This is a genomic window from Pseudarthrobacter sp. As-47, from assembly GCF_058215595.1.
The window spans coordinates 2,362,941-2,381,736 of record NZ_CM177088.1; the positions used below are offsets into that span (position 1 = coordinate 2,362,941).

The following is an 18,796-nucleotide window of genomic DNA, read 5'->3' on the forward strand; positions in this document are numbered from 1 at the left end:
GCTCGTCCGCCTGCTCCGCAGGCCGCCGTCCGGTGCAGGCCCGGCCCGGTTATCCACATAACCGGACCGGGCCTGTCCCCGTTAAGGCTCCGCGCGGCAGGATGGACGAATGGCGACTCCATCGGCTCCTCCGGGCAATGACCATCCAGCCGCAGCAGAGGCGGCAACACAACGTTTCCCGGAGCTCTATGTCCCGGAGATGCCCTTCGCCATGCCCGAACTGCAGGCCCTCGCCGCGGACGGACTCCTGGCCAGGCTGCACCACCGCGGCTACACACTGCCCGGAGTCGCCGCTTCCCCGCAGCTGCGTGCACGGGCTGCGGCGGGCGCTGTACCGCCGTCAGTCAGGCAGAGGGTGGTTGCCGGCCGCATGACAGCAGCCTGGATCTACGGTTGCGCGGCAGAGCCGGACAGGCTAGCGCTGCTGGTGGACGCCAAACGAAGGGTTTCAAGCCTCCGGAACACCCGTGGCTGCACACTGCACGAGGTGAAGCTTGGCCCGTTCGACGTTGTCAGCCTTGGCGGCCTGATGGTCTCCAGCCCGCTGCGGACCGCCCTGGACATTGCCCTGCACGTGGACGCCGGCAGGGCCATCCCCGCACTGGAGGGTTTGCTGGCGCGCCCCCAAAAGGACGTGCGCCTGCGCCTGCTCATCCTGGCCATCGAAGCGACACCCCGCGTGCCCCACAAACGGGCCGCCCTGGAAAAGCTCGCCGCCCTAGCTCCGGCGCTTGTTGCCCGTGGTCCGGTAGACGTCGAACACGCCGTCGATCCTGCGGACAGCGCTGAGGACGTGGCTCAGGTACTTGGGGTCGCCCATTTCGAAGGCAAACTTTGAAATCGCCACCCGGTCCGTGGAGGTGTGCACGCTGGCTGCCAGAATGTTCACATGGTTCTCGGACAACACGCGGGTGACGTCCGAGAGCAGTGACTTGCGGTCCAGCGCCTCCACCTGGATTTCAACCAGGAAGACGCTGGATTGCGTTGGCGCCCACTCCACGTCCACGATCCGGTCGGGCTGGTCCTTCAGGTCCGAGATGTTGGTGCAGTCCGTCCTGTGCACGGAGACTCCCGAGCCCCTGGTCACAAAACCGAGGATGGGATCCGGGGGGACGGGCGTGCAGCAGCGGGCCAGTTTGACCCAGACGTCGCCGACACCTCGCACCACCACGCCCGAGTCCGAGAAACGGGCTTTGGTGACCTGGGTGGGGATGCTGACTTCGGCGATGTCGTCGTCGGCGCTCTCATTGCCGCCAAGACTTTCGACCAGCTTTTCCATGACCGACTGGGCGGACGTATGTCCGTCGCCCACTCCGGCGTAGAGTCCCGAAATGTCAACGTACTTGAACTCTTCTGCCACGGCGGCGAGGGCCTCGTGGGTCATCAGCCTCTGCAGCGGAAGGTTCTGCTTCCGCATGGCACGGGTCAGCAGTTCCTTGCCGCGGTCAATCGCCTCTTCCCGGCGTTCCTTGCTGAACCACTGGCGGATCTTGTTCCGTGCCCGGGCGCTCTTGACGAAGTGTTGCCAGTCCTGGCTGGGCCCGGCGCCCTCGGCCTTGGAGGTGAAGATCTCCACCCAGTCGCCGTGGTTCAGTTCGCTGTTGAGCGGTACCAGTTTTCCGTTGACCCGGGCACCGATGGTCCGGTGGCCGACCTCGGTGTGGACAGCGTACGCGAAGTCCACCGGAGTGGACCCGGCGGGCAGCGCCATGACTTCGCCCTTGGGGGTGAAGACGAACACTTCCCGAGCGTTGATCTCGAAGCGGAGGGAGTCCAGGAATTCACCCGGATCCGAGGTTTCCTGCTGCCAGTCCACCAGGGACCGCAGCCAGCCCATGTCTCCGTCGCGGGGGCTTCCGGGACCAACCGCGGTCCGGTTGGGCTGGTCCTTGTACTTCCAGTGCGCAGCCACGCCGTACTCGGCGCGGCGGTGCATCTCATGGGTCCGGATCTGGATTTCCACCGGCTTGCCGCCGGGCCCGATCACCGTGGTGTGCAGTGACTGGTACATGTTGAACTTGGGCATCGCGATGTAATCCTTGAACCTGCCGGGCAGCGGGTTCCAGCGCGAGTGCATGGTGCCGAGGGCAGCGTAGCAGTCACGGACGGAGTCCACGAGGACACGCACGCCCATGAGGTCGTTGATGTCGTCAAAGTCCTTATCGCGGACGATCATCTTCTGGTAGATGGAGTAGTAGTGCTTGGGGCGGCCGGTGATGGTGGCCTTGATTTTGGCGGTACGGAGGTCTTCGGTGATCTGGTCGCGGATGACGCTCAGGCTCTTCTCCCGCTCGGGGGTCCTGTCCCCCACCATCCGGACGATCTCTTCGTAGACCTTCGGGTAGAGCGCAGCGAAGGAGAGATCCTCAAGCTCCCACTTGATGGTGTTCATGCCCAGCCTGTGCGCCAGGGGGGCAAAGATCTCCAGCGTCTCCCGTGCCTTCCGGGCGGACGATTCAGCGGAAACGAACCGCCAGGTCCGGGCGTTATGCAGCCGGTCCGCGAGTTTGATCATCAGGACACGGATGTCCTTGGCCATGGCAACAACCATTTTGCGGACAGTCTCGGACTGTGCCGCCTCACCGAAGCTGACCTTGTCCAGCTTGGTCACGCCGTCAACAAGCATGGCAACTTCGGGCCCGAAATCACGCTTCAAGTCAGCGAGGGTGTAGGGCGTGTCCTCCACCGTGTCGTGCAGCAAAGCCGCGGCCAGGGTGGTTCCACTCAGTCCAAGTTCAGCGAGGATGGTGGCCACGGCCACGGGATGCGTGATGTACGGATCGCCGCTCTTGCGCTTCTGCCCGCGGTGGCTTTGTTCCGCAACGTCGAAAGCCCGCTGGATGAGGTCGAAGTCCTCTTTGGGGTTGTTGGCCCGGACCGTCCTCAGCAGGGGCTCGAGGATGGGTGAGTACGTCGCCGTGCTGCGCCCTGTCAGCCGGGCGAGCCTGGAACGCGTGCGTTCCCTGCGGCCGGGAAAGGTGGGCCGGGAGCCGGAGTTGTCGACCGGAACCAGCGGGCCAGGGCGCGCGGACGAGGCCACCCCGGCCTGCGTACCGTTGGCAGCACCCTTGTCACCCTGTGCCGCTGGCGCTGACGCCGAACGCTCTTCCAATGAAGTACCCCTCACCACCGTTTTAATTACTTCAGTCTATTCCCCGCGGCGGTGAGAATTATAACCAGGGCCTTAAACGCGGACGGGCCGGCCGGCGTCAGGCTTCTGACGCCGGCCGGCCCGTCGGTGCACGGGTTATGCGGAGGCTGTTTCCACGGCTGAGGAGCCGGAAGCGGACCCTGCGCCGGCACCGGAGCGCCGGTGCTCAACACGCTTCGCCTGCCTCACGAGGTCGGGCTCGTTCTGGCGCAGCCAGGCATACAGCGGGGCTGCCACGAAGATGGTGGCCGCCGTGCCGATCAGGATCCCGACAAACAGTGCCAGCGAAAGGTCGCGCAGGGTACCTGCCCCCAGCAGCCCGGCGCCGATGAACAGAATGGCTCCCACGGGGAGGATCGCCACCATCATGGTGTTGATCGACCTGACGAGGGTCTGGTTCACGGCGAGGTTGACCTCTTCTGCGAACGTGCGGCGCGTGGACGCGTCCAGGTCGGCGGTGTTCTCGCGGATCTTGTCGAAGACCACCACCGTGTCGTAAAGGGAGTAGCTGAGCACGGTCAGGAACCCGATGATTGCCGACGGAGTGACCTCAAAGTCGCTGAGGGCGTAAACGCCTGCGGTGATGAACATCGTCACCGCCATGCCCGCAATGGCAGAGAGGGACATCTTCCACGTGCGGAAGTAGAGCGCCATCAGCACTGCGGCGAGGAGGACGAACACCACCAGGCCGATCAGGGCCTGCCTGGTGACGTCGGCGCCCCAGGTGGGTCCAACAAACGTCGAGGTCACCTCATTGTCAGTGACGCCGTACGCGCTTGTGAGTCCCTCCTTGATGCGGAGCGTCTCGTCGTCGGTCAGTTTGTCCGTCTGGATCCGCATGGTGGTGCCGGCAACGTTCGCCACGCGCGGCACGCTGCCCTGGACCACGTCGGTTACGGCTTTCTCCCCCAGGGCCGCATCCGTGGTCTGCACGTTGGAGACGGTGAATTCGGAGCCGCCGCGGAACTCGATGCCGAGGTTGAAGCCGCCCTTGGCCAGCGGAATGATGATGGACAGGACAACAGCCACCGCCGCGATGATGAACCAGAGTTTCTTGGCTCCCACAAAGTTGTAGGAGCGCTTTCCGGTGTAGAGCTCGTTGCCGAAGTTGGCGAAGCCTGACATTACTTGTTCTCCTTCGCTGAGGACTTCGAGGAACCCGCGAGCTGTTCCTGCTTCTCCGCCAGGCGGCGTTCGGCGATGGTCATCCTGCGTTCCGCCTCGGCGGCCGCACCGGCGTTCTTGGTCCGGACCGCGGCGGGCTTGTCTGCCGGGGTCCGGACGCGGCCGGCACCGCGGTACAGCGGAACGGCTCCGAGCCGCTTCGGATCAAGGCCGGACAGCCGGTGGCCCTCACCGAAGAACCGGGTGCGCGCCAGCATCTGCAGCGTCGGGTGCGTGAACATGAACACCACAATGAGGTCGGCAATGGCGGTCAGGCCCAGCGTGAACGCAAATCCGCGGACGTTGCCCACGGCCACAAAATAGAGAACCAGCGCGGCAAGCAGGTTGACGGCCTTGGACGCCAGCACGGTGCGCTTGGCCCGCTTCCAGCCGTTTTCGACGGCGGAGACCAGGCCGCGGCCCTCACGGAGCTCGTCCCGGATCCGCTCGAAGTAGACGATAAAGGAGTCCGCTGTCTGGCCGATTGCCACGATGAGGCCCGCCACGCCGGCCAGGGACAACCGGTAGTTTTCCGTCCAGCCCAGGATGGCGATGGCGAGGTACGTCAGGATGCCGGCGACCACCAGTGACGCGATGGTCACGAAACCGAGCGCCCGGTACTGGAACAGCGAGTACACCACCACCAGCAGGAGGCCGATGATGCCCGCCAGGAGGCCCATGCGCAGCTGTTCACCGCCGAGGGTGGCCGAAATCTGCTGCTCGCTCTGGATCTCGAAGCTGATGGGCAGGGCACCGAAGCGGAGCTGGTCGGACAGGGCCTTGGCGCTTTGCTCGGTGAACCCGCCGGTGATCTGCGGGCGGCCGTCGGTGATGACGGCGAGGGAGCGGGGCGCGGAGATGACCTGGTCATCCAGCACAATGGCGAACTGGGCCTTCGGATCGTTGCCCGCGTCGCCGCCGGCGGCAACGTAGAACTGGTTCAGGCGTTCGGTGACCTCTTTGAACCTTGCCGTGCCTTCATCGTCGAACTGGATGTTGACTGCCCAGTCATTGGTAACGGCACCCTGTGCGCCCTGCTGGAGCTGGAAGGAGGACGTGACGATGTTGCTGCCCTTCACCTCCACGGGACCAAGGATGTACTTGATCGCAGGGTTCGTGTCGGAAGCGGGCTCGCAGGTCACCAGCGGCTTGGCCGGATCGGAGCGTTCCCGCTTGTCCTGGGCCGGGTTGTCGCAGTCCAGGGTCTCAAACTCGCGGTAGATCTCCGGTGTGATCCAGTTGATGTCGCTGCTGTTGGCGGGTTCCGCCGTCGGCTTGGGCAGCTGGTCTTCAGGCGCCCGCTGCTCTTCCGGGACGGGAGCGCCGGCACCGGCGAGCAGCACCGGCCGGAAGTTCATGTCGGCGGAGGCCTGGATCAGGTCGCGCGTCTGGCTGGAGGGGGTGCCGGGAAGGCTGACCACCACATTGCGACCGGACTGGGTGCTGATCTCTGCTTCGGCAACACCCGAACCGTCAACGCGCTGGCGGATGATCGCCACGGCCTGGTTCAGCTGTTCCTCGTTGATGTCCGAACCGCCCTCGACCTTCGGCGCCAGGATCATCTGGGTGCCGCCTTCGAGGTCGAGCGCCAGCTTGGGCGCCCAGCTTGCCTGCCCGGCAAGGGTGCCGCCGGCCAGGACGGCAGTGAGTGTGGCGAGGAGTACACCGAGCCAGACCAGGACCCTGAGGCCTGGTTTCTTGGGGCCAGTTCGTGCCATTGTCGATCTTTCTCTTATTCACGGAGGAACCGCCGGTGCCTGCTGACGCTTGCACCGGCGGTGGTCCGCAGCGGTAGAGGTGTTGTGGAAGCAGCGGGGACTAGTTGTCCTTCTTGCCCTCGTCATTGAGGCGCTTCAGGGTTTCGTCCGGGGTCTCGGCTGCAGCGGGGGTGTTACCGTTGTCCGCGGCCGTCAGGGAAGAGGCATCATCCGGCACCTCAGTCGCAGCGGGTACCCCTGCTGCGGGTTCGATGATCTTGGTGACAGCCTGGCGGTGCACGGTGGCCAGGTTGCCCGGGGAGAGTTCCAGGGTGACCTTGTTTTCCTCGTCGTCGATGTCGACGATGCGGCCGAACAGGCCAAAGCTGGTCATGACCTCAACGCCGGGGGCGAACTGCGACTGAAGCGTTGCCTGCTGCTGCTGGGTCTTCTTGTTGCGGCGGAACATCATGAAGATGAAGATGCCGAGCATCACGAACAGCAGGATCGACATGATGTCGATGCCGCCGCCGGGCTGGGTAGTGGTGGTCTGGGCAGTGATGTGTCCGAACACGGGGAAGTTCCATTCTGTACGTGCATTGAGCTGTACTTGCATTGAGCCGGTTGACAGCGCCGTCCGCTTTGAACGAGTGGCCTGGCGAAGCTGCTTGCCATCCATCCGCGGGCTGCCGGTGGTGCTGCCCGCGGGAACAAAGACCCGAACGTGCCGAGCGTCATACCAGTCTAAAGGGAAAAGCTGAACGGAGCCTGCTATTGGCTTTAGGGGCCAGTCAGCCCGGGCTCAGGCGTCCTCTTCAGCCGGTTCAAACAGGTCCAGTTGCTCCTGGGCAAAGACACCCGACGGAATGGCATAGCCGAGGTGGGTCCAGGCCGGAGCCATGGCAATCCGGCCACGCGGGGTGCGGCCCAGCAGTCCCTCCCTGACCAGGAACGGCTCCGCCACGGTTTCCACGGTTTCGGTCTCCTCACCGACGGCGATGGCGAGCGTGGAGAGCCCCACCGGCCCGCCGCCGAACTTGGTGATCAGGGCTTCGAGGACTGCGCGGTCAAGGCGGTCCAGGCCTTTCTTGTCCACCTCATACATGTCCAGCGCGGCGGACGCCGCCCGGGCGTCGATCTGGTCGATTCCATGAACCAGGGCCCAGTCCCGGACACGCCGCAGCAGCCGGTTGGCAATACGGGGAGTGCCGCGGGAGCGCCCCGCGATTTCGGAGAACCCTGCCGAGTTGACCTTGAGGTCCAGCAGGCCGGCGGAGCGGCGCAGCACAAGTTCCAGCTCCGGCACGGAGTAGAACTCGAGGTGGCCGGTAAACCCGAACCTGTCCCGGAGGGGTCCCGGCAGCAGGCCCGCGCGGGTGGTGGCGCCCACCAGGGTGAAAGGCGGCAGCTCGAGCGGGATTGCGGTGGCACCTGCGCCCTTGCCCACCACGATGTCCACCCGGAAATCCTCCATGGCCATGTACAGCATCTCTTCGGCCGGCCTGGACATCCGGTGGATTTCGTCAAGGAACAGGACTTCGCCCTCGGAAAGGGAGGAAAGGATGGCAGCGAGGTCCCCCGCGTGCTGGATGGCAGGGCCGCTGCTGATCCGCAGGGGCGCGTTCATTTCGGACGCAACGATCATGGCGAGGGTTGTCTTGCCCAGACCCGGCGGGCCGGAGAAGAGTACGTGGTCCGCGCTGCGCCCGCGCATCCGGGAAGCCTGGAGCACCAGGGACAGCTGTTTCCGCACCCGGTGCTGGCCGACGAAGTCGTCCAGGTTCTTGGGCCGGAGGGCCGCCTCGATGGCCCGTTCCTCAGGCTCCTCCCCCGCGGCCACCAGTGACTGTTCAGCCACGGCTGCCTACGCGGTTGCCGGCCCGGGCTCCGTCCTGCCCCAGCCACCGGAGCGTGGTCCGCAGGATCTCCGGCACATTGCCGCGGAACGAGACCTCGGGATCATCTGCCAGTGCTTTGTCGATGCTGGAGGAAGCGTCCTTTTCGGACCAGCCGAGGCTCGTCATGGCGGCCACCACCTGCGGTTTCCAGGCGGCCTCGGCCGGAGTGGACGCCGCGGCCGTGCCCGCCGTGCCGTGCGGAACCAGCTTTCCTGCCAACTCCAGCACGATCCGCCCTGCGACTTTGGGACCGATGCCGGGAACTTTGGTGAACGTCTTGCTGTCCCCGGTGTGCGCGGCCACGCGGATCGCCTCCGGTTCGTGGACCGCCAGGACTGCCAGCGCCAGGCGCGGCCCTACCCCGCTCACACTGAGGAGGACATCGAAAACCTCCCGTTCGTCGTCGGACGCGAAGCCAAAGAGCGTGAGCGAATCCTCCCGGACGATCAGGGACGTGAAAAGCTGGCCTTCCTCGCCGGTGCGCAGCCTGCTGAGGGTCTGGGGCGTGGCGTTGACGCTCATGCCCGCCCCGTTAAGGTCAATCACGGCAGTGGAAAGACCCACATGCGCTACCGTTCCGCGAAGGAAACTGATCAAGGCCTGGCTCCTGGTGTCTTGCCGGGCTCCAGGGAGCAGGACCGGCTATCCGAACATATCTACGAATACCCTAGCAAGCCGGCAGGACATTCACCGGGCGCGGCGCGCCTTTGCTTCGGCTTCCGCCCATGCCCGCTGGGCCGGGGTCAGGGAAGAGCTGCCAGGGCCGGTAGTGGCGACGGCCGCCCCGCTCCCGGCCCGCCAGGCGTGGGTAATGGCCAGCGCCAGGGCGTCTGCGGCGTCCGCAGGCCGCGGCGGTGCATCCAGTCGCAGGATCTTGGTGACGAGCTTAGTCACCGCGTCCTTGTTCGAGGACCCGCTGCCGGTGACTGCGGCCTTGACTTCCGACGGCGTGTGCAGCGCCACCGGGATCCCCCGCCGGGCCGCTGCGGCGATTACCACCCCGGATGCCTGGGCCACGCCCATCACGGTACTGACGTTGAGCTGGGAAAAGACCCGCTCGACCGCGAGGACGTGCGGCTCGTGGCGGTCAAGCCATTCGTCGATGGCGAGGGCGATCACCAGGAGCCGCTGGTCCAGGCTGTCCTCGGGCGACGTTCCCACCACACCATAGGCAACCATGGTGGCCTGCCTGTTCCGCTCGACGTCGACAACGCCGATCCCGCAACGTGTCAGTCCGGGATCCACGCCCAGGACGCGCAGCGTCACAGGTGCAAGCGCCCGGCAGGCAGGCGGAGCGTCACTCAGAGTCCAGGGCGGCCTGGACGTCGTCGCTGAGGTCGGCGTTGCTGTAGACGTTCTGGACGTCGTCGAGGTCCTCAAGGGCGTCAACGAGCTTCATAAACTTCTTTGCGGCTTCCAGGTCCAGCGGCACTTCCATGGACGGAACGAATTCCGCCTCGTCGGTGTCGTACTCGATGCCTGCGTCCTTCAGGGCGTCACGGACGGCCTGGAGGTCCTTGGGGTCCGAGTGGATCTCAAAGGTGTCGCCGTTGTCCTTGACTTCCTCGGCACCGGCGTCCAGGACAGCCATCAGGACGTCGTCCTCGGTCAGGTCCTTCTTGGGCAGGGTCACCACACCCTTGCGGCTGAACAGGTAGCTCACCGAACCGGGATCGGCGATGGTGCCGCCGTTGCGGGAAATGGCAAGGCGCACCTCCGAGGCAGCGCGGTTCTTGTTGTCCGTAAGGCACTCGATGAGCAGCGCTGAACCCTGCGGGCCGCGGCATTCGTACATGATCTCGGTGTAGTCGACCACTTCACCGGTGAGCCCGGCGCCGCGCTTGATGGCACGGTCGATGTTGTCTGCCGGGACGGAGGTCTTCTTGGCCTTGGTGACGGCGAGCTCCAGGCCCGGGTTGCCCTGCAGGTCCGGTCCGCCCATGCGCGCAGCAACTTCGATGTTCTTGATCAGCTTGGCAAACGACTTGGCGCGGCGGCTGTCGAGGATGGCCTTCTTGTGCTTGGTCGTTGCCCATTTGGAGTGGCCTGACATGCTTTACGCTTCTCCTCTGATCATGCGGATAAAAAGTTCGTGTACGCGTTTCTCCCCAGTCACTTCCGGGTGGAAGGAGGTGGCCAGCAGGTGGCCGGAACGCACTGCAACAATTCTAGCCGTCCCCGGCAGCGGTGCGGCGTGGGACGCGTGCTCCGGGTCGGCGGGCTCAACCTGGGCGAGGACTTCGACGCCGGGACCAACGCGTTCCACCCACGGCCCGCGGATGAAGACGGCGTGGACAGGTGCAACACCGGAGGCGGTGGCGCTGAAGTCCAGTCCCTTGAAGTCAAGGTCTGTTTCAAAGGACTCGCGCTGCCGGCCGAAGGCGTTGCGGCGGACGGTGATATCCAGTCCCCCGAAGGTCTGCTGCGGAGCCCCGGAGAGGTCCGTCGCGGGATCGGCGATGTCGTTGGCAAGCAGGATCATCCCTGCGCATGAGCCGTAGACCGGCAGGCCCTCGGCGATGCGCTCCCGCAGCGGTCCGGCCAGTTCAAAGGCCCGTGCAAGTTTGTCGATGGCGGTGGATTCCCCGCCGGGGATGATGAGCCCGTCCAGGCCGTCGAGTTCCTTGGGCCGGCGGATGCCCACGGCCTCGGCACCGGCGGCTTCGATGGCCCGCAGGTGCTCGCGGAAATCGCCCTGGAGCGCCAGCACGCCGATCCGAAGGCCTGAACCCGGGCGCGCGGAAGCAGCCGAAAGGGAATTTGTCATCCATCCAGCATACGGGTTCGCCCTCCGCGGGCTCCGGCAGTGGCGGTGTCCGCGGCAGTTGCATGCCGTTGCTGGGATATATTCAAAACATGCTCTACTTCAGTGTTCCGCTCGGCAAACTGGTCCGCCGGGTATCCCGGCTTCGGGGTGGCGGCTCCGCCCTGCCCGGTCTGGTGGTTGAAAAAATCGACCCGGGCTTTATGCGGCGGACACTCAGCACCCTCCCTCACGGCGTCGCGGTGGTCAGCGGCACCAACGGCAAAACCACCACCACCAAAATGGTGGTGGAACTGCTGGAAAGCCAGGGCTTGAAGGTCTTTACCAACCGCACTGGGAGCAACTTCACCCGCGGCGTGGCTGCCGCCCTGCTCGGCGAGGTGGACTGGCGCGGCCGGCTGGATGCGGACGTCGCGGTGCTTGAACTGGACGAGGCCCACGCCGTGCACTTCGTCAACAGCGTTCCCCCGCGCTACTGCCTCCTGCTGAACGTCCTCCGCGACCAGCTGGACCGTTTCGGCGAAATCGACAAGACAGCCCAGCTCCTCCAGCACATCGCGGCGAAAACCACCGGAACGGTGGTGCTGAACCGCGAAGACCCCAGGGTTGCCCGGATTGCCGAATCGCTCACCGGACAGGACGTCAAATACTTTGGCCTGGACGATTCGCTCCTGAGCACTTTCCCCAACGACGACGACATGCGGACCGCTCCAGGAAGTCCCGCTCCGGCGGGACTGCCGGAGAAGCCTGCCGCCGACGTCGTACTCCGCAAGGTTGGCGCGGACACCGCTGAGTTTGAGTACGACGGCGCCACGGTCACCACGGGCATGAAGCTGCGGGGTGTCTACAACATTTTCAATGCGGCCGCGGCGCTGACGCTGGCGCGCAGCATCTGCGGCAGCGGCGCCGCCACGGCCAACCACGACGCCCTCCTCGAGGCGCTGTCCCGTGTGGCTCCCGCATTCGGACGAGGGGAAAGCCTCACCGTTGACGGCCAGCCCCTGGACCTGGTTTTGGTCAAGAATCCCAGCGGCTTCCGGCTCGGCCTGAAGTCGTTCCCCGCGGGCGGCTACGCCACCATGATCGCCATCAACGACAACTACGCGGACGGCCGGGACATGTCCTGGCTGTGGGACGTGGAATTTGAGTCCCTGCGGGAAGGCGGAGTGGACCAGCTCACCGGCTCACGGGCCTACGACATGGCACTGCGGCTGCAGTATGACGACGTGCCTATCGGCAATGTGGAGCCGGACATCACGCCGGCGCTTGCGGCCTTCATCAGGGAGGCCCAGGGAAAGCCCAAGCGTATCTTCTGCACGTACACGGCCATGCTGGCGATCCGCCGCGAACTGTCCAAAATCACCACCGTGGAGGTTGTCTCTTGAGCCAGGCAGGCACGGATTCCGCAACGGAAAACTCCGCGTGCAAGGGCACCCTGCGGGTGGTGCAGCTGTACCCCCGCGACATGAACATCTACGGCGACTGGGGCAACGCCCTGGTCCTGCAGCAGCGCATCCGCTGGCATGGCTACACCCCGGAGCTGCTCGAGTACAACGTGGGTGATCCGTTCCCGGACGATGTGGACATCATTGTGGGCGGCGGCGGCCAGGACAGCGGCCAGCTGGTCATCCAGGACGACCTCCAGGCCCGGGCCGGGGTACTCAAGGACCTTGCCGAGGACGGCGCGCCGATGCTCGTCATCTGCGGGCTGTACCAGCTCTTCGGGCATTTCTTCAAGACCCGCACCGGCGCCGTCATCCCGGGTATCGGCATCCTCGACGTCGAGACGCACGGCACCGAGGAGAGGCTGATTGGCAACGTCAAGGTTGCCACACCGGAGTTCGGGGAAGTGCTCGGCTACGAGAACCACAGCGGGCAGACAACCCTGGGCAGCGGCGTGCGGCCTTTGGGCTCCACTCCGAAGGGTATGGGCAACAACAGCAGTGACGGCCACGAGGGTGCCCGCTACCGCAACATCGTGGCCAGCTACTTGCACGGCTCGCTCCTGCCCAAGAACCCGGCCATCGCGGACTTCCTGATCCGCACGGCAGCTGAGCGCAAGTACGGCAGCTTTGTTCCCGGCCACCCCGACGACAGCTACGCGGAACTCGCACGCGAACACGCCGCACGCCGACCGCGCTGACCACACCGGCAAGCAGGGTTCCCGGGCGGGGCACATGCCCCCGCCGGCAGGTCACGGTTCGCGGGTGACCAGGAGTTCGTGCGCGCCGCCCGCCGCTGCGCCCATAGACTCCACCACGCCCGCGGTTCGTTGCCAGGTGGCGGCGTCGGCTTCCGGCCCGGCGCAGGGCCCCTGCGGCGCGTCCGACGCCACCGAACACCAGCGGTAGGGATCCCGGACAATAACGGAGGGGGCCCAGGCCAGGTCCGTTGCGCTCCACCTGCCGGAGGCGTCCTGGCCGAACTGCACCCGCACCAGCAGGCCCTCGTTGTTGACCACGTACCAGGGCGAGAGCTCGGTGACACCGTTGCCCAGGCCGTAGGCGATCCACGTGCCCTTGCAGTTCTCAATGGGGAGCACGGAATGCGTGTGGTGGCCGTAGACCAGGTTGAACTGGCCGCTGTCCACCAGGGCGTGCGCCACCTCCTGCTGCCGGGCGTTGGGTTCGCTGGCGTATTCGTCGCCTGCGTGCATGGCCGCCAGCACGATGTCCGCCCCCAGCGCCCTGGCCTTCTCCGCCTTGGCGATCATGGCAGGCGCATCCAGCATGTCTACTTGCCACGGATACTCGGGAAGCAGTCCGTTCAGCCCATAGGTGGCCTGGATCACCGCGATCTTCGCGGCGGCGGTCTGCATGACCAGGATCCCCTGCGACTCCCTTTCAGTCCGGTACGAACCCGTGTGTTTCAGGCCGGCGGCGTCCAGCTGGTCCAGGGTTCGCAGGAGCCCATCCGTCCCGCGGTCGATGGTGTGGTTGCTGGCCGTTGTGCAGGCCCCGTACCCCACCTCTTTTGTTGCTGCGATGATCTGCGGCGGGACGTTGAACGAGGGATAGGCCGAGAACGGGCCTTCCGGGCCGGCCACCGGCGTTTCCAGATGGCAGATGGCCAGGTCGCTGTTCCGGATGTACCGCCGCTGCCCCTCCAGCAGCGGCACGAAGTCCAGTCCGGGCTTGCCGGACGCCGCGGCGTCCTGCTGCGCCTGCTGCCACAGCTCTGCGTGGACAAGCATGTCGCCGGTCACCAGTACGGACGTGCATCGGAGCACCGGGCAGGCCGGCCCTTCGCCGGGCGTGGGAGTCGGTGCCGGAGTTGACGGGGCGGCGGGAGCGGGGCTGGCGCTGTCCTGGTTGCCGGGACCGGCGCCAACCGAACCGGGCCCTCCTGCCGGAGCCGCGGGCCCGGCCTGTTCGGCGGCCAGGCCGCAGCCTCCAAGCGCTGCAGTCATGAGCATCGCGGCTGCCAGTGCAAGGCCAGTGATGACGCGGCGAAAGTGCACCGGCCCCCTGCCGGTTGTGTTCCCCATAGAAGCATTCTAGGGAGGGGACCATGGCGTGGCTCACATTGAGAAGCGTGGCCTGCTGTGAAAGGTTTTACTTCATGACCAACCCCCTTTTGGCACCCAGTCCCCTGCCCTACGGACTTCCGCCCTTCGCGGAGATCAGCACCGCCGATTATGACGACGCCGTCCGGGCAGGTCTCCACGAGCACCTGGCTGAGCTCCAGGCCATCGTTGATGACACGGCCCCTGCCACGTTCGAGAACACGGCAGTGGCGATGGAACGCTCCGGCAGGCTTCTGGACCGGGCCGCTGCGTCCTTCTTCACGCTCGTTTCGGCCGATGCATCCCCGGAGATCCGGGACCTGGAAACGGCGCTGTCGCCGCTGCTCTCTGCGCACCAGGACGACGTTTTCCTCAACCGGGCACTGTACGAGCGCTTCGCCGCCATCGACACCGCCGGCTGTGATGCCGAGTCCGCGCGGCTTGTTGATGAGTACCTGAAGGAATTCCGGCAGTCCGGCATCCAGCTGGAAGGCCCTGCCCGGGAAAGGCTCAAGGAGGTTAACGCCGAGCTCTCCCGCCTGGGCACCGAATTCGGACAGCGCGTCAAGGAAGGAATGAAATCCGCTGCCCTGCTGCTGGACCACGCAGGCGAGCTGGCAGGACTGCCGGCCGACGACGTTGCCGCTGCCGCGGAGGCCGCCCGCGCCGCCGGACATGACGGCAAATTCCTGCTGACACTGATCCAGCCGACCAACCAGCCTGCCCTGTCCGCCCTCGAGAACCGCGGAGTCCGCCGTCGGCTGTTTGAAGCATCCGTGGCCCGGGGCAGCGGGGGCGGCAGCCTCGACGTGCTGGATTTAGCCACGTCAATGGCCCGGCTCCGCGCGGAAAAGGCGGCGCTTCTGGGCTTTGCCAACTACGCCGAACTGGTGGTGGACCGGCAGACAGCCCCGGACTTCGGGGCCGTCCAGTCCATGCTGAACCGCATGGCTCCGGCGGCGGTGCGGAACGCCGACGCCGAGGCCTCGGCACTGGCCGAGGCCGCGGGCCATCCGCTGGAGGCCTGGGACTGGGCCTTCTACTCCGCCAAGGTCCGGCGGGAACGCTACGACATTGACGAACAGGCACTCCGTCCCTATTTCGAGCTGGACCGGGTGCTGGCGGACGGGGTCTTCTTTGCCGCAACATCGCTCTTCGGCATCACATTCCACGAGCGGAAGGACCTTGCCGGCTACCACCCCGACGTCCGTATCTGGGAGGTCCGCGACGAGGACGGCATGGGGCTCGGGCTGTTCCTGGGTGACTACTACACCCGTGAGTCCAAGCGGGGTGGCGCCTGGATGAACTCGCTGGTGGAACAGTCTGCGCTGCTGGGAACAAAGCCGGTGGTCATCAACAATCTCAACATCTCCAAGCCGACTGCGGGCGAACCGACGCTCCTGACGCTGGACGAGCTGCGGACCACCTTCCATGAGTTCGGCCACGCGCTGCACGGGTTGTTGTCCAATGTGACCTATCCCCGGTTTTCCGGAACTTCCGTCCCCAGGGACTTCGTGGAATACCCGTCCCAGGTCAACGAGATGTGGATCATGTGGCCCGACGTGTTGCACAATTATGCGCGCCATCATGTGACGGGCGAACCGCTTCCGCAGGAGGTCGTTTCGAAACTGGACGCGTCACGGCTGTGGGGCGAAGGGTTTGCCACCACCGAGTACCTGGGAGCAGCGCTGCTGGACCTGGCCTGGCACGTCCTGGACGGCAACGGGGTTCCAGAGGATGCTGTTGCGTTTGAAGACAAAGCCCTGGCCGCCGCGGGCATCGCCCACGCCTTGATTCCGCCGCGCTACCGGACGGGCTATTTCCAGCATGTTTTTGCCGGTGCAGGGTATGCGGCCGGCTACTACTCCTACATTTGGAGCGAGGTCCTGGATGCGGAGACGGTGGACTGGTTCACCGAGAACGGCGGACTCACCCGGGCCAACGGCAACCGTTTCCGCCTGGAGCTCCTCTCGCGGGGCAACAGCCGCGACCCGCTGGAATCGTTCCGCATCCTTCGGGGCCGCGAAGCCACGCTGGAGCCCCTCCTGAAGCGCCGCGGCCTGGAGTAGCCCACATCGATTGCTCCGTACCTGCCGTTCTGAGGCCAGATAACGACATTTACGGAGCATTCGATTCAAAAAACGACGCCGGTCCCCCACCGAAGAAAGGTGAGGAACCGGCGTCGTTACTACTGAAAGCAAGGCGACGGGCGGTGCGGTCCGGCAGCGTGCGTAAAAGGAGCCCCGCCCCCAACTAGCGCCAGTATGGCGGCAGCGGGAGGCGGGGAATAGCACGCAGAGGATCGCGCCGTCCGGCGCCACAACGGAGAGAGATTTACCAGCCGCGCTCGGCAAGGCGGTGCGGCTGCGGGATCTCGTCGACATTGATGCCTACCATGGCTTCGCCCAGGCCGCGGGAGGCCTTGGCGATGACGTCGGGGTCGTCGTAGAAGGTGGTGGCCTTGACGACGGCGGCCGCGCGCTGGGCGGGGTTGCCGGACTTGAAGATGCCGGAGCCGACGAACACGCCGTCGGCGCCGAGCTGCATCATCATGGCGGCGTCGGCCGGGGTGGCGATGCCGCCGGCGGTGAACAGGACCACGGGAAGCTTGCCGGTGGAGGCTACTTCCTTGACCAGTTCGTACGGGGCCTGCAGTTCCTTGGCTGCCACGTAGAGCTCGTCCTCGGGCAGGGCCGCGAGCTTGAGCAGTTCCGCACGGATCTGGCGCATGTGCGTGGTGGCGTTGGAGACGTCGCCGGTGCCGGCCTCGCCCTTGGAGCGGATCATGGCCGCGCCTTCGTTGATGCGGCGCAGCGCCTCACCGAGGTTGGTGGCACCGCAGACGAAGGGAACGGTGAAGTTCCACTTGTCGATGTGGTTGGTGTAGTCGGCCGGGGTCAGGACCTCGGACTCGTCAATGTAGTCCACGCCGAGGGACTGCAGGACCTGGGCCTCGACGAAGTGGCCGATCCGGGCCTTCGCCATGACCGGCACGGACACGGCGTCGATGATCTTGTCGATCATGTCGGGGTCGGACATGCGGGACACGCCGCCCTGGGCGCGGATATCGGCCGGAACGCGTTCCAGCGCCATCACAGCAACGGCACCGGCGTCTTCGGCGATGCGGGCCTGCTCGACGTTGACGACGTCCATGATGACGCCGCCCTTGAGCATCTCAGCCATGCCCCGCTTTACGCGGTTGCTGCCCGTGACGCTGTTCGCGGACGTACCGGCCTCGCTGCTTACATCAGGTGTAGACACAAAAACCCCTATGGGTAGATAGATGACCTTCGCCGGTCGTGCAGGGCGGCACGGAGATGCCACGTGTACACACACCGGGTTGCCGGATCCATTGACCGGGCAGTCCTAATACTAGTCTCACCGCGGCCGGCCGGCTTAATTCGCGTTAATCGGCCGGCGAGGGTTCCGCAAGGGCCTGGCGGCGTACGGAGACCACACGCTGGACCACCGTGATGAAGCTGGCCACGGCGAGGAGCAGGAGCGTCACCAGCAGGACCACCTCCGGAAGTCCCAGGCCGGTGAAACCGGTGACAACCAGCACCGAAACGAGGCGCTCCGCCCTCTCGGCGATGCCGGTATTGGCGGTGAAGCCCAACGACTCCGCCTTGGCGCGGGCGTAGGAAACCACCATGCCCAGGACAAGGCACACCATGGCAGCCACGGCGATGGGGACATTGGCCCCGCCGGTGAAGAACCAGACGGCCAGGCCGGCGAACAGCGCGCCGTCGGCAATCCGGTCGAGGGTGGAGTCAAGGAAGTTCCCCCAGCGGCTTCCCACCTCCCGCATCCTGGCCATGATTCCGTCCAGGACGTCGGAAAAGATGAACGCCGTGATGAACAGGGTTCCCCACCACAGCTGGCCGAGCGGGTAGAACACCAGCGCGCCCACCACCACTCCGGCGGTGCCGATGACCGTTACCGCATCCGGCGAAATCCCGATTTTGAGGAGCCAGCGGGCAAGGGGGCTGAACAAGGCGGTGAAAAACCCGCGCGCGTGCCTATTCAGCATCCGTCTCCCCGGGCCAGGCGTCGGCCACCTGCTGGCGGACCTCGTCAAGGGTCTGCGTGATGGCCTTGGTCTGGGCGATGATGGGGAAGAAGTTCCCGTCGCCGCCCCACCGGGGAACGATGTGCTGGTGCAGGTGCGCGGCAATACCGGCACCGCCGACAACCCCCTGGTTCATGCCCAGATTGAAGCCGCCCGGATTGGCCACCTTCCGCAGCACCCGCATGGCTGTCTGCGTGAGGTCCGCAAACTCCGCCGTCTCATCGAGTGTCAGGTCGGTGTAGTCGGGGATGTGCCGGTAGGGGCAAACCAGGAGATGCCCGGGGTTGTAGGGAAACAGGTTGAGCACCACGTAGCAGGTCTTTCCACGGTGGACGATGAGGGCTTCCTCATCAGTACGTCCGGGACCGATGCAGAACGGGCAGTCGTTCTCGTTCTTGAACTGGTGCTGCCCGCCCTTGATGTACGCCATGCGGTGCGGAGTCCACAGGCGCTGGAAGGCGTCCGGAACACCGGCGAGGTCAAAGTCGTCGGTAACGCCGGCATCTCCTGGATACCCTGCGCCTGTGTTCTCCTGCACGGTGCTGTTC

General features: G+C 65.6%; 17 protein-coding genes. 4 read left to right on the plus strand and 13 right to left on the minus strand.

The features are described from left to right. Positions 1-109 precede the first annotated feature (109 nt). Positions 110-838 carry a type IV toxin-antitoxin system AbiEi family antitoxin gene (locus AC4BCK_RS10915; protein WP_251425558.1) on the plus strand — a complete coding sequence of 243 codons (729 nt, stop codon included), beginning with the start codon at positions 110-112 and terminating at the stop codon, positions 836-838. On the opposite strand, the gene AC4BCK_RS10920 is transcribed toward AC4BCK_RS10915, so the two are convergent. The 9 genes from AC4BCK_RS10920 to pdxT all read right to left on the minus strand — a co-directional run bounded on the left by AC4BCK_RS10920 (position 719) and on the right by pdxT (position 10,677). After that, positions 719-3,112 carry a RelA/SpoT family protein gene (locus AC4BCK_RS10920; protein ID WP_174181106.1) on the minus strand — a complete coding sequence of 798 codons (2,394 nt, stop codon included), beginning with the start codon at positions 3,110-3,112 and terminating at the stop codon, positions 719-721. The two genes, AC4BCK_RS10915 and AC4BCK_RS10920, sit on opposite strands and share 120 nt — an antisense overlap. Before the next feature lie 135 nt (positions 3,113-3,247). Beyond that, positions 3,248-4,276, minus strand: a complete 1,029-nt coding sequence (gene secF / locus AC4BCK_RS10925) for a protein translocase subunit SecF (protein WP_174181108.1) — start codon at positions 4,274-4,276, stop codon at positions 3,248-3,250. After that, positions 4,276-6,033 carry a protein translocase subunit SecD gene (gene secD / locus AC4BCK_RS10930; protein ID WP_174181110.1) on the minus strand — a complete coding sequence of 586 codons (1,758 nt, stop codon included), beginning with the start codon at positions 6,031-6,033 and terminating at the stop codon, positions 4,276-4,278. Before secD ends, secF begins: the two co-directional genes overlap by 1 nt. Positions 6,034-6,133: 100 nt before the next feature. Continuing rightward, positions 6,134-6,526, minus strand: a complete 393-nt coding sequence (yajC, locus tag AC4BCK_RS10935; RefSeq protein WP_174181192.1) for a preprotein translocase subunit YajC — start codon at positions 6,524-6,526, stop codon at positions 6,134-6,136. 288 nt (positions 6,527-6,814) lie between these two features. Beyond that, a complete protein-coding gene (gene ruvB, locus AC4BCK_RS10940) occupies positions 6,815-7,870 on the minus strand; it encodes a Holliday junction branch migration DNA helicase RuvB (protein ID WP_363959428.1) in 1,056 nt (351 codons plus the stop codon). Next, positions 7,863-8,507, minus strand: a complete 645-nt coding sequence (gene ruvA / locus AC4BCK_RS10945) for a Holliday junction branch migration protein RuvA (RefSeq protein ID WP_174181114.1) — start codon at positions 8,505-8,507, stop codon at positions 7,863-7,865. Before ruvA ends, ruvB begins: the two co-directional genes overlap by 8 nt. Positions 8,508-8,597: 90 nt before the next feature. Then, complete coding sequence (ruvC, locus tag AC4BCK_RS10950) at positions 8,598-9,176, minus strand: crossover junction endodeoxyribonuclease RuvC (protein WP_174181116.1); 579 nt, start codon at positions 9,174-9,176, stop codon at positions 8,598-8,600. Positions 9,177-9,207: 31 nt separating this feature from the next. Next, on the minus strand, positions 9,208-9,963 hold the full coding sequence (locus AC4BCK_RS10955; protein WP_104185953.1) for a YebC/PmpR family DNA-binding transcriptional regulator: 756 nt from the start codon (positions 9,961-9,963) through the stop codon (positions 9,208-9,210). 3 nt (positions 9,964-9,966) lie between these two features. After that, the gene (gene pdxT, locus AC4BCK_RS10960; RefSeq protein ID WP_174181118.1) at positions 9,967-10,677 is read right to left on the minus strand and encodes a pyridoxal 5'-phosphate synthase glutaminase subunit PdxT; all 711 of its coding nucleotides are present in this window, start codon (positions 10,675-10,677) and stop codon (positions 9,967-9,969) included. Between the two features lie 89 nt (positions 10,678-10,766). Here pdxT and AC4BCK_RS10965 point away from each other — a divergent pair, with 89 nt between their 5' ends. Continuing rightward, positions 10,767-12,059, plus strand: a complete 1,293-nt coding sequence (locus AC4BCK_RS10965; RefSeq protein ID WP_174181120.1) for a Mur ligase family protein — start codon at positions 10,767-10,769, stop codon at positions 12,057-12,059. An 80-nt stretch (positions 12,060-12,139) separates the two neighbouring features. Beyond that, positions 12,140-12,817 carry a type 1 glutamine amidotransferase gene (locus AC4BCK_RS10970; RefSeq protein ID WP_246256471.1) on the plus strand — a complete coding sequence of 226 codons (678 nt, stop codon included), beginning with the start codon at positions 12,140-12,142 and terminating at the stop codon, positions 12,815-12,817. A gap of 51 nt (positions 12,818-12,868) precedes the next feature. Here the strand turns inward: AC4BCK_RS10970 and AC4BCK_RS10975 are convergent, their stop codons facing one another. Further along, complete coding sequence (locus AC4BCK_RS10975) at positions 12,869-14,161, minus strand: CapA family protein (protein ID WP_490565922.1); 1,293 nt, start codon at positions 14,159-14,161, stop codon at positions 12,869-12,871. Positions 14,162-14,235: 74 nt separating this feature from the next. Between AC4BCK_RS10975 and AC4BCK_RS10980 the strand changes: the two genes are divergently transcribed. Then, on the plus strand, positions 14,236-16,248 hold the full coding sequence (locus tag AC4BCK_RS10980) for a M3 family metallopeptidase (RefSeq protein WP_310112685.1): 2,013 nt from the start codon (positions 14,236-14,238) through the stop codon (positions 16,246-16,248). A gap of 265 nt (positions 16,249-16,513) precedes the next feature. On the opposite strand, the gene pdxS is transcribed toward AC4BCK_RS10980, so the two are convergent. The 3 genes from pdxS to AC4BCK_RS10995 all read right to left on the minus strand — a co-directional run bounded on the left by pdxS (position 16,514) and on the right by AC4BCK_RS10995 (position 18,786). Further along, positions 16,514-17,440 (minus strand): pyridoxal 5'-phosphate synthase lyase subunit PdxS, encoded by a 927-nt coding sequence (gene pdxS, locus AC4BCK_RS10985; RefSeq protein WP_174181126.1) that lies wholly within the window; start codon positions 17,438-17,440, stop codon positions 16,514-16,516. A 145-nt stretch (positions 17,441-17,585) separates the two neighbouring features. Further along, entirely contained in the window at positions 17,586-18,209 is a 624-nt protein-coding gene (gene pgsA / locus AC4BCK_RS10990; RefSeq protein WP_174181128.1) for a phosphatidylinositol phosphate synthase, read from the minus strand. After that, positions 18,199-18,786: an HIT family protein gene (locus AC4BCK_RS10995; protein WP_174181130.1), complete on the minus strand. Its 588-nt coding sequence runs from the start codon at positions 18,784-18,786 to the stop codon at positions 18,199-18,201. Before AC4BCK_RS10995 ends, pgsA begins: the two co-directional genes overlap by 11 nt. Positions 18,787-18,796 lie beyond the last annotated feature (10 nt).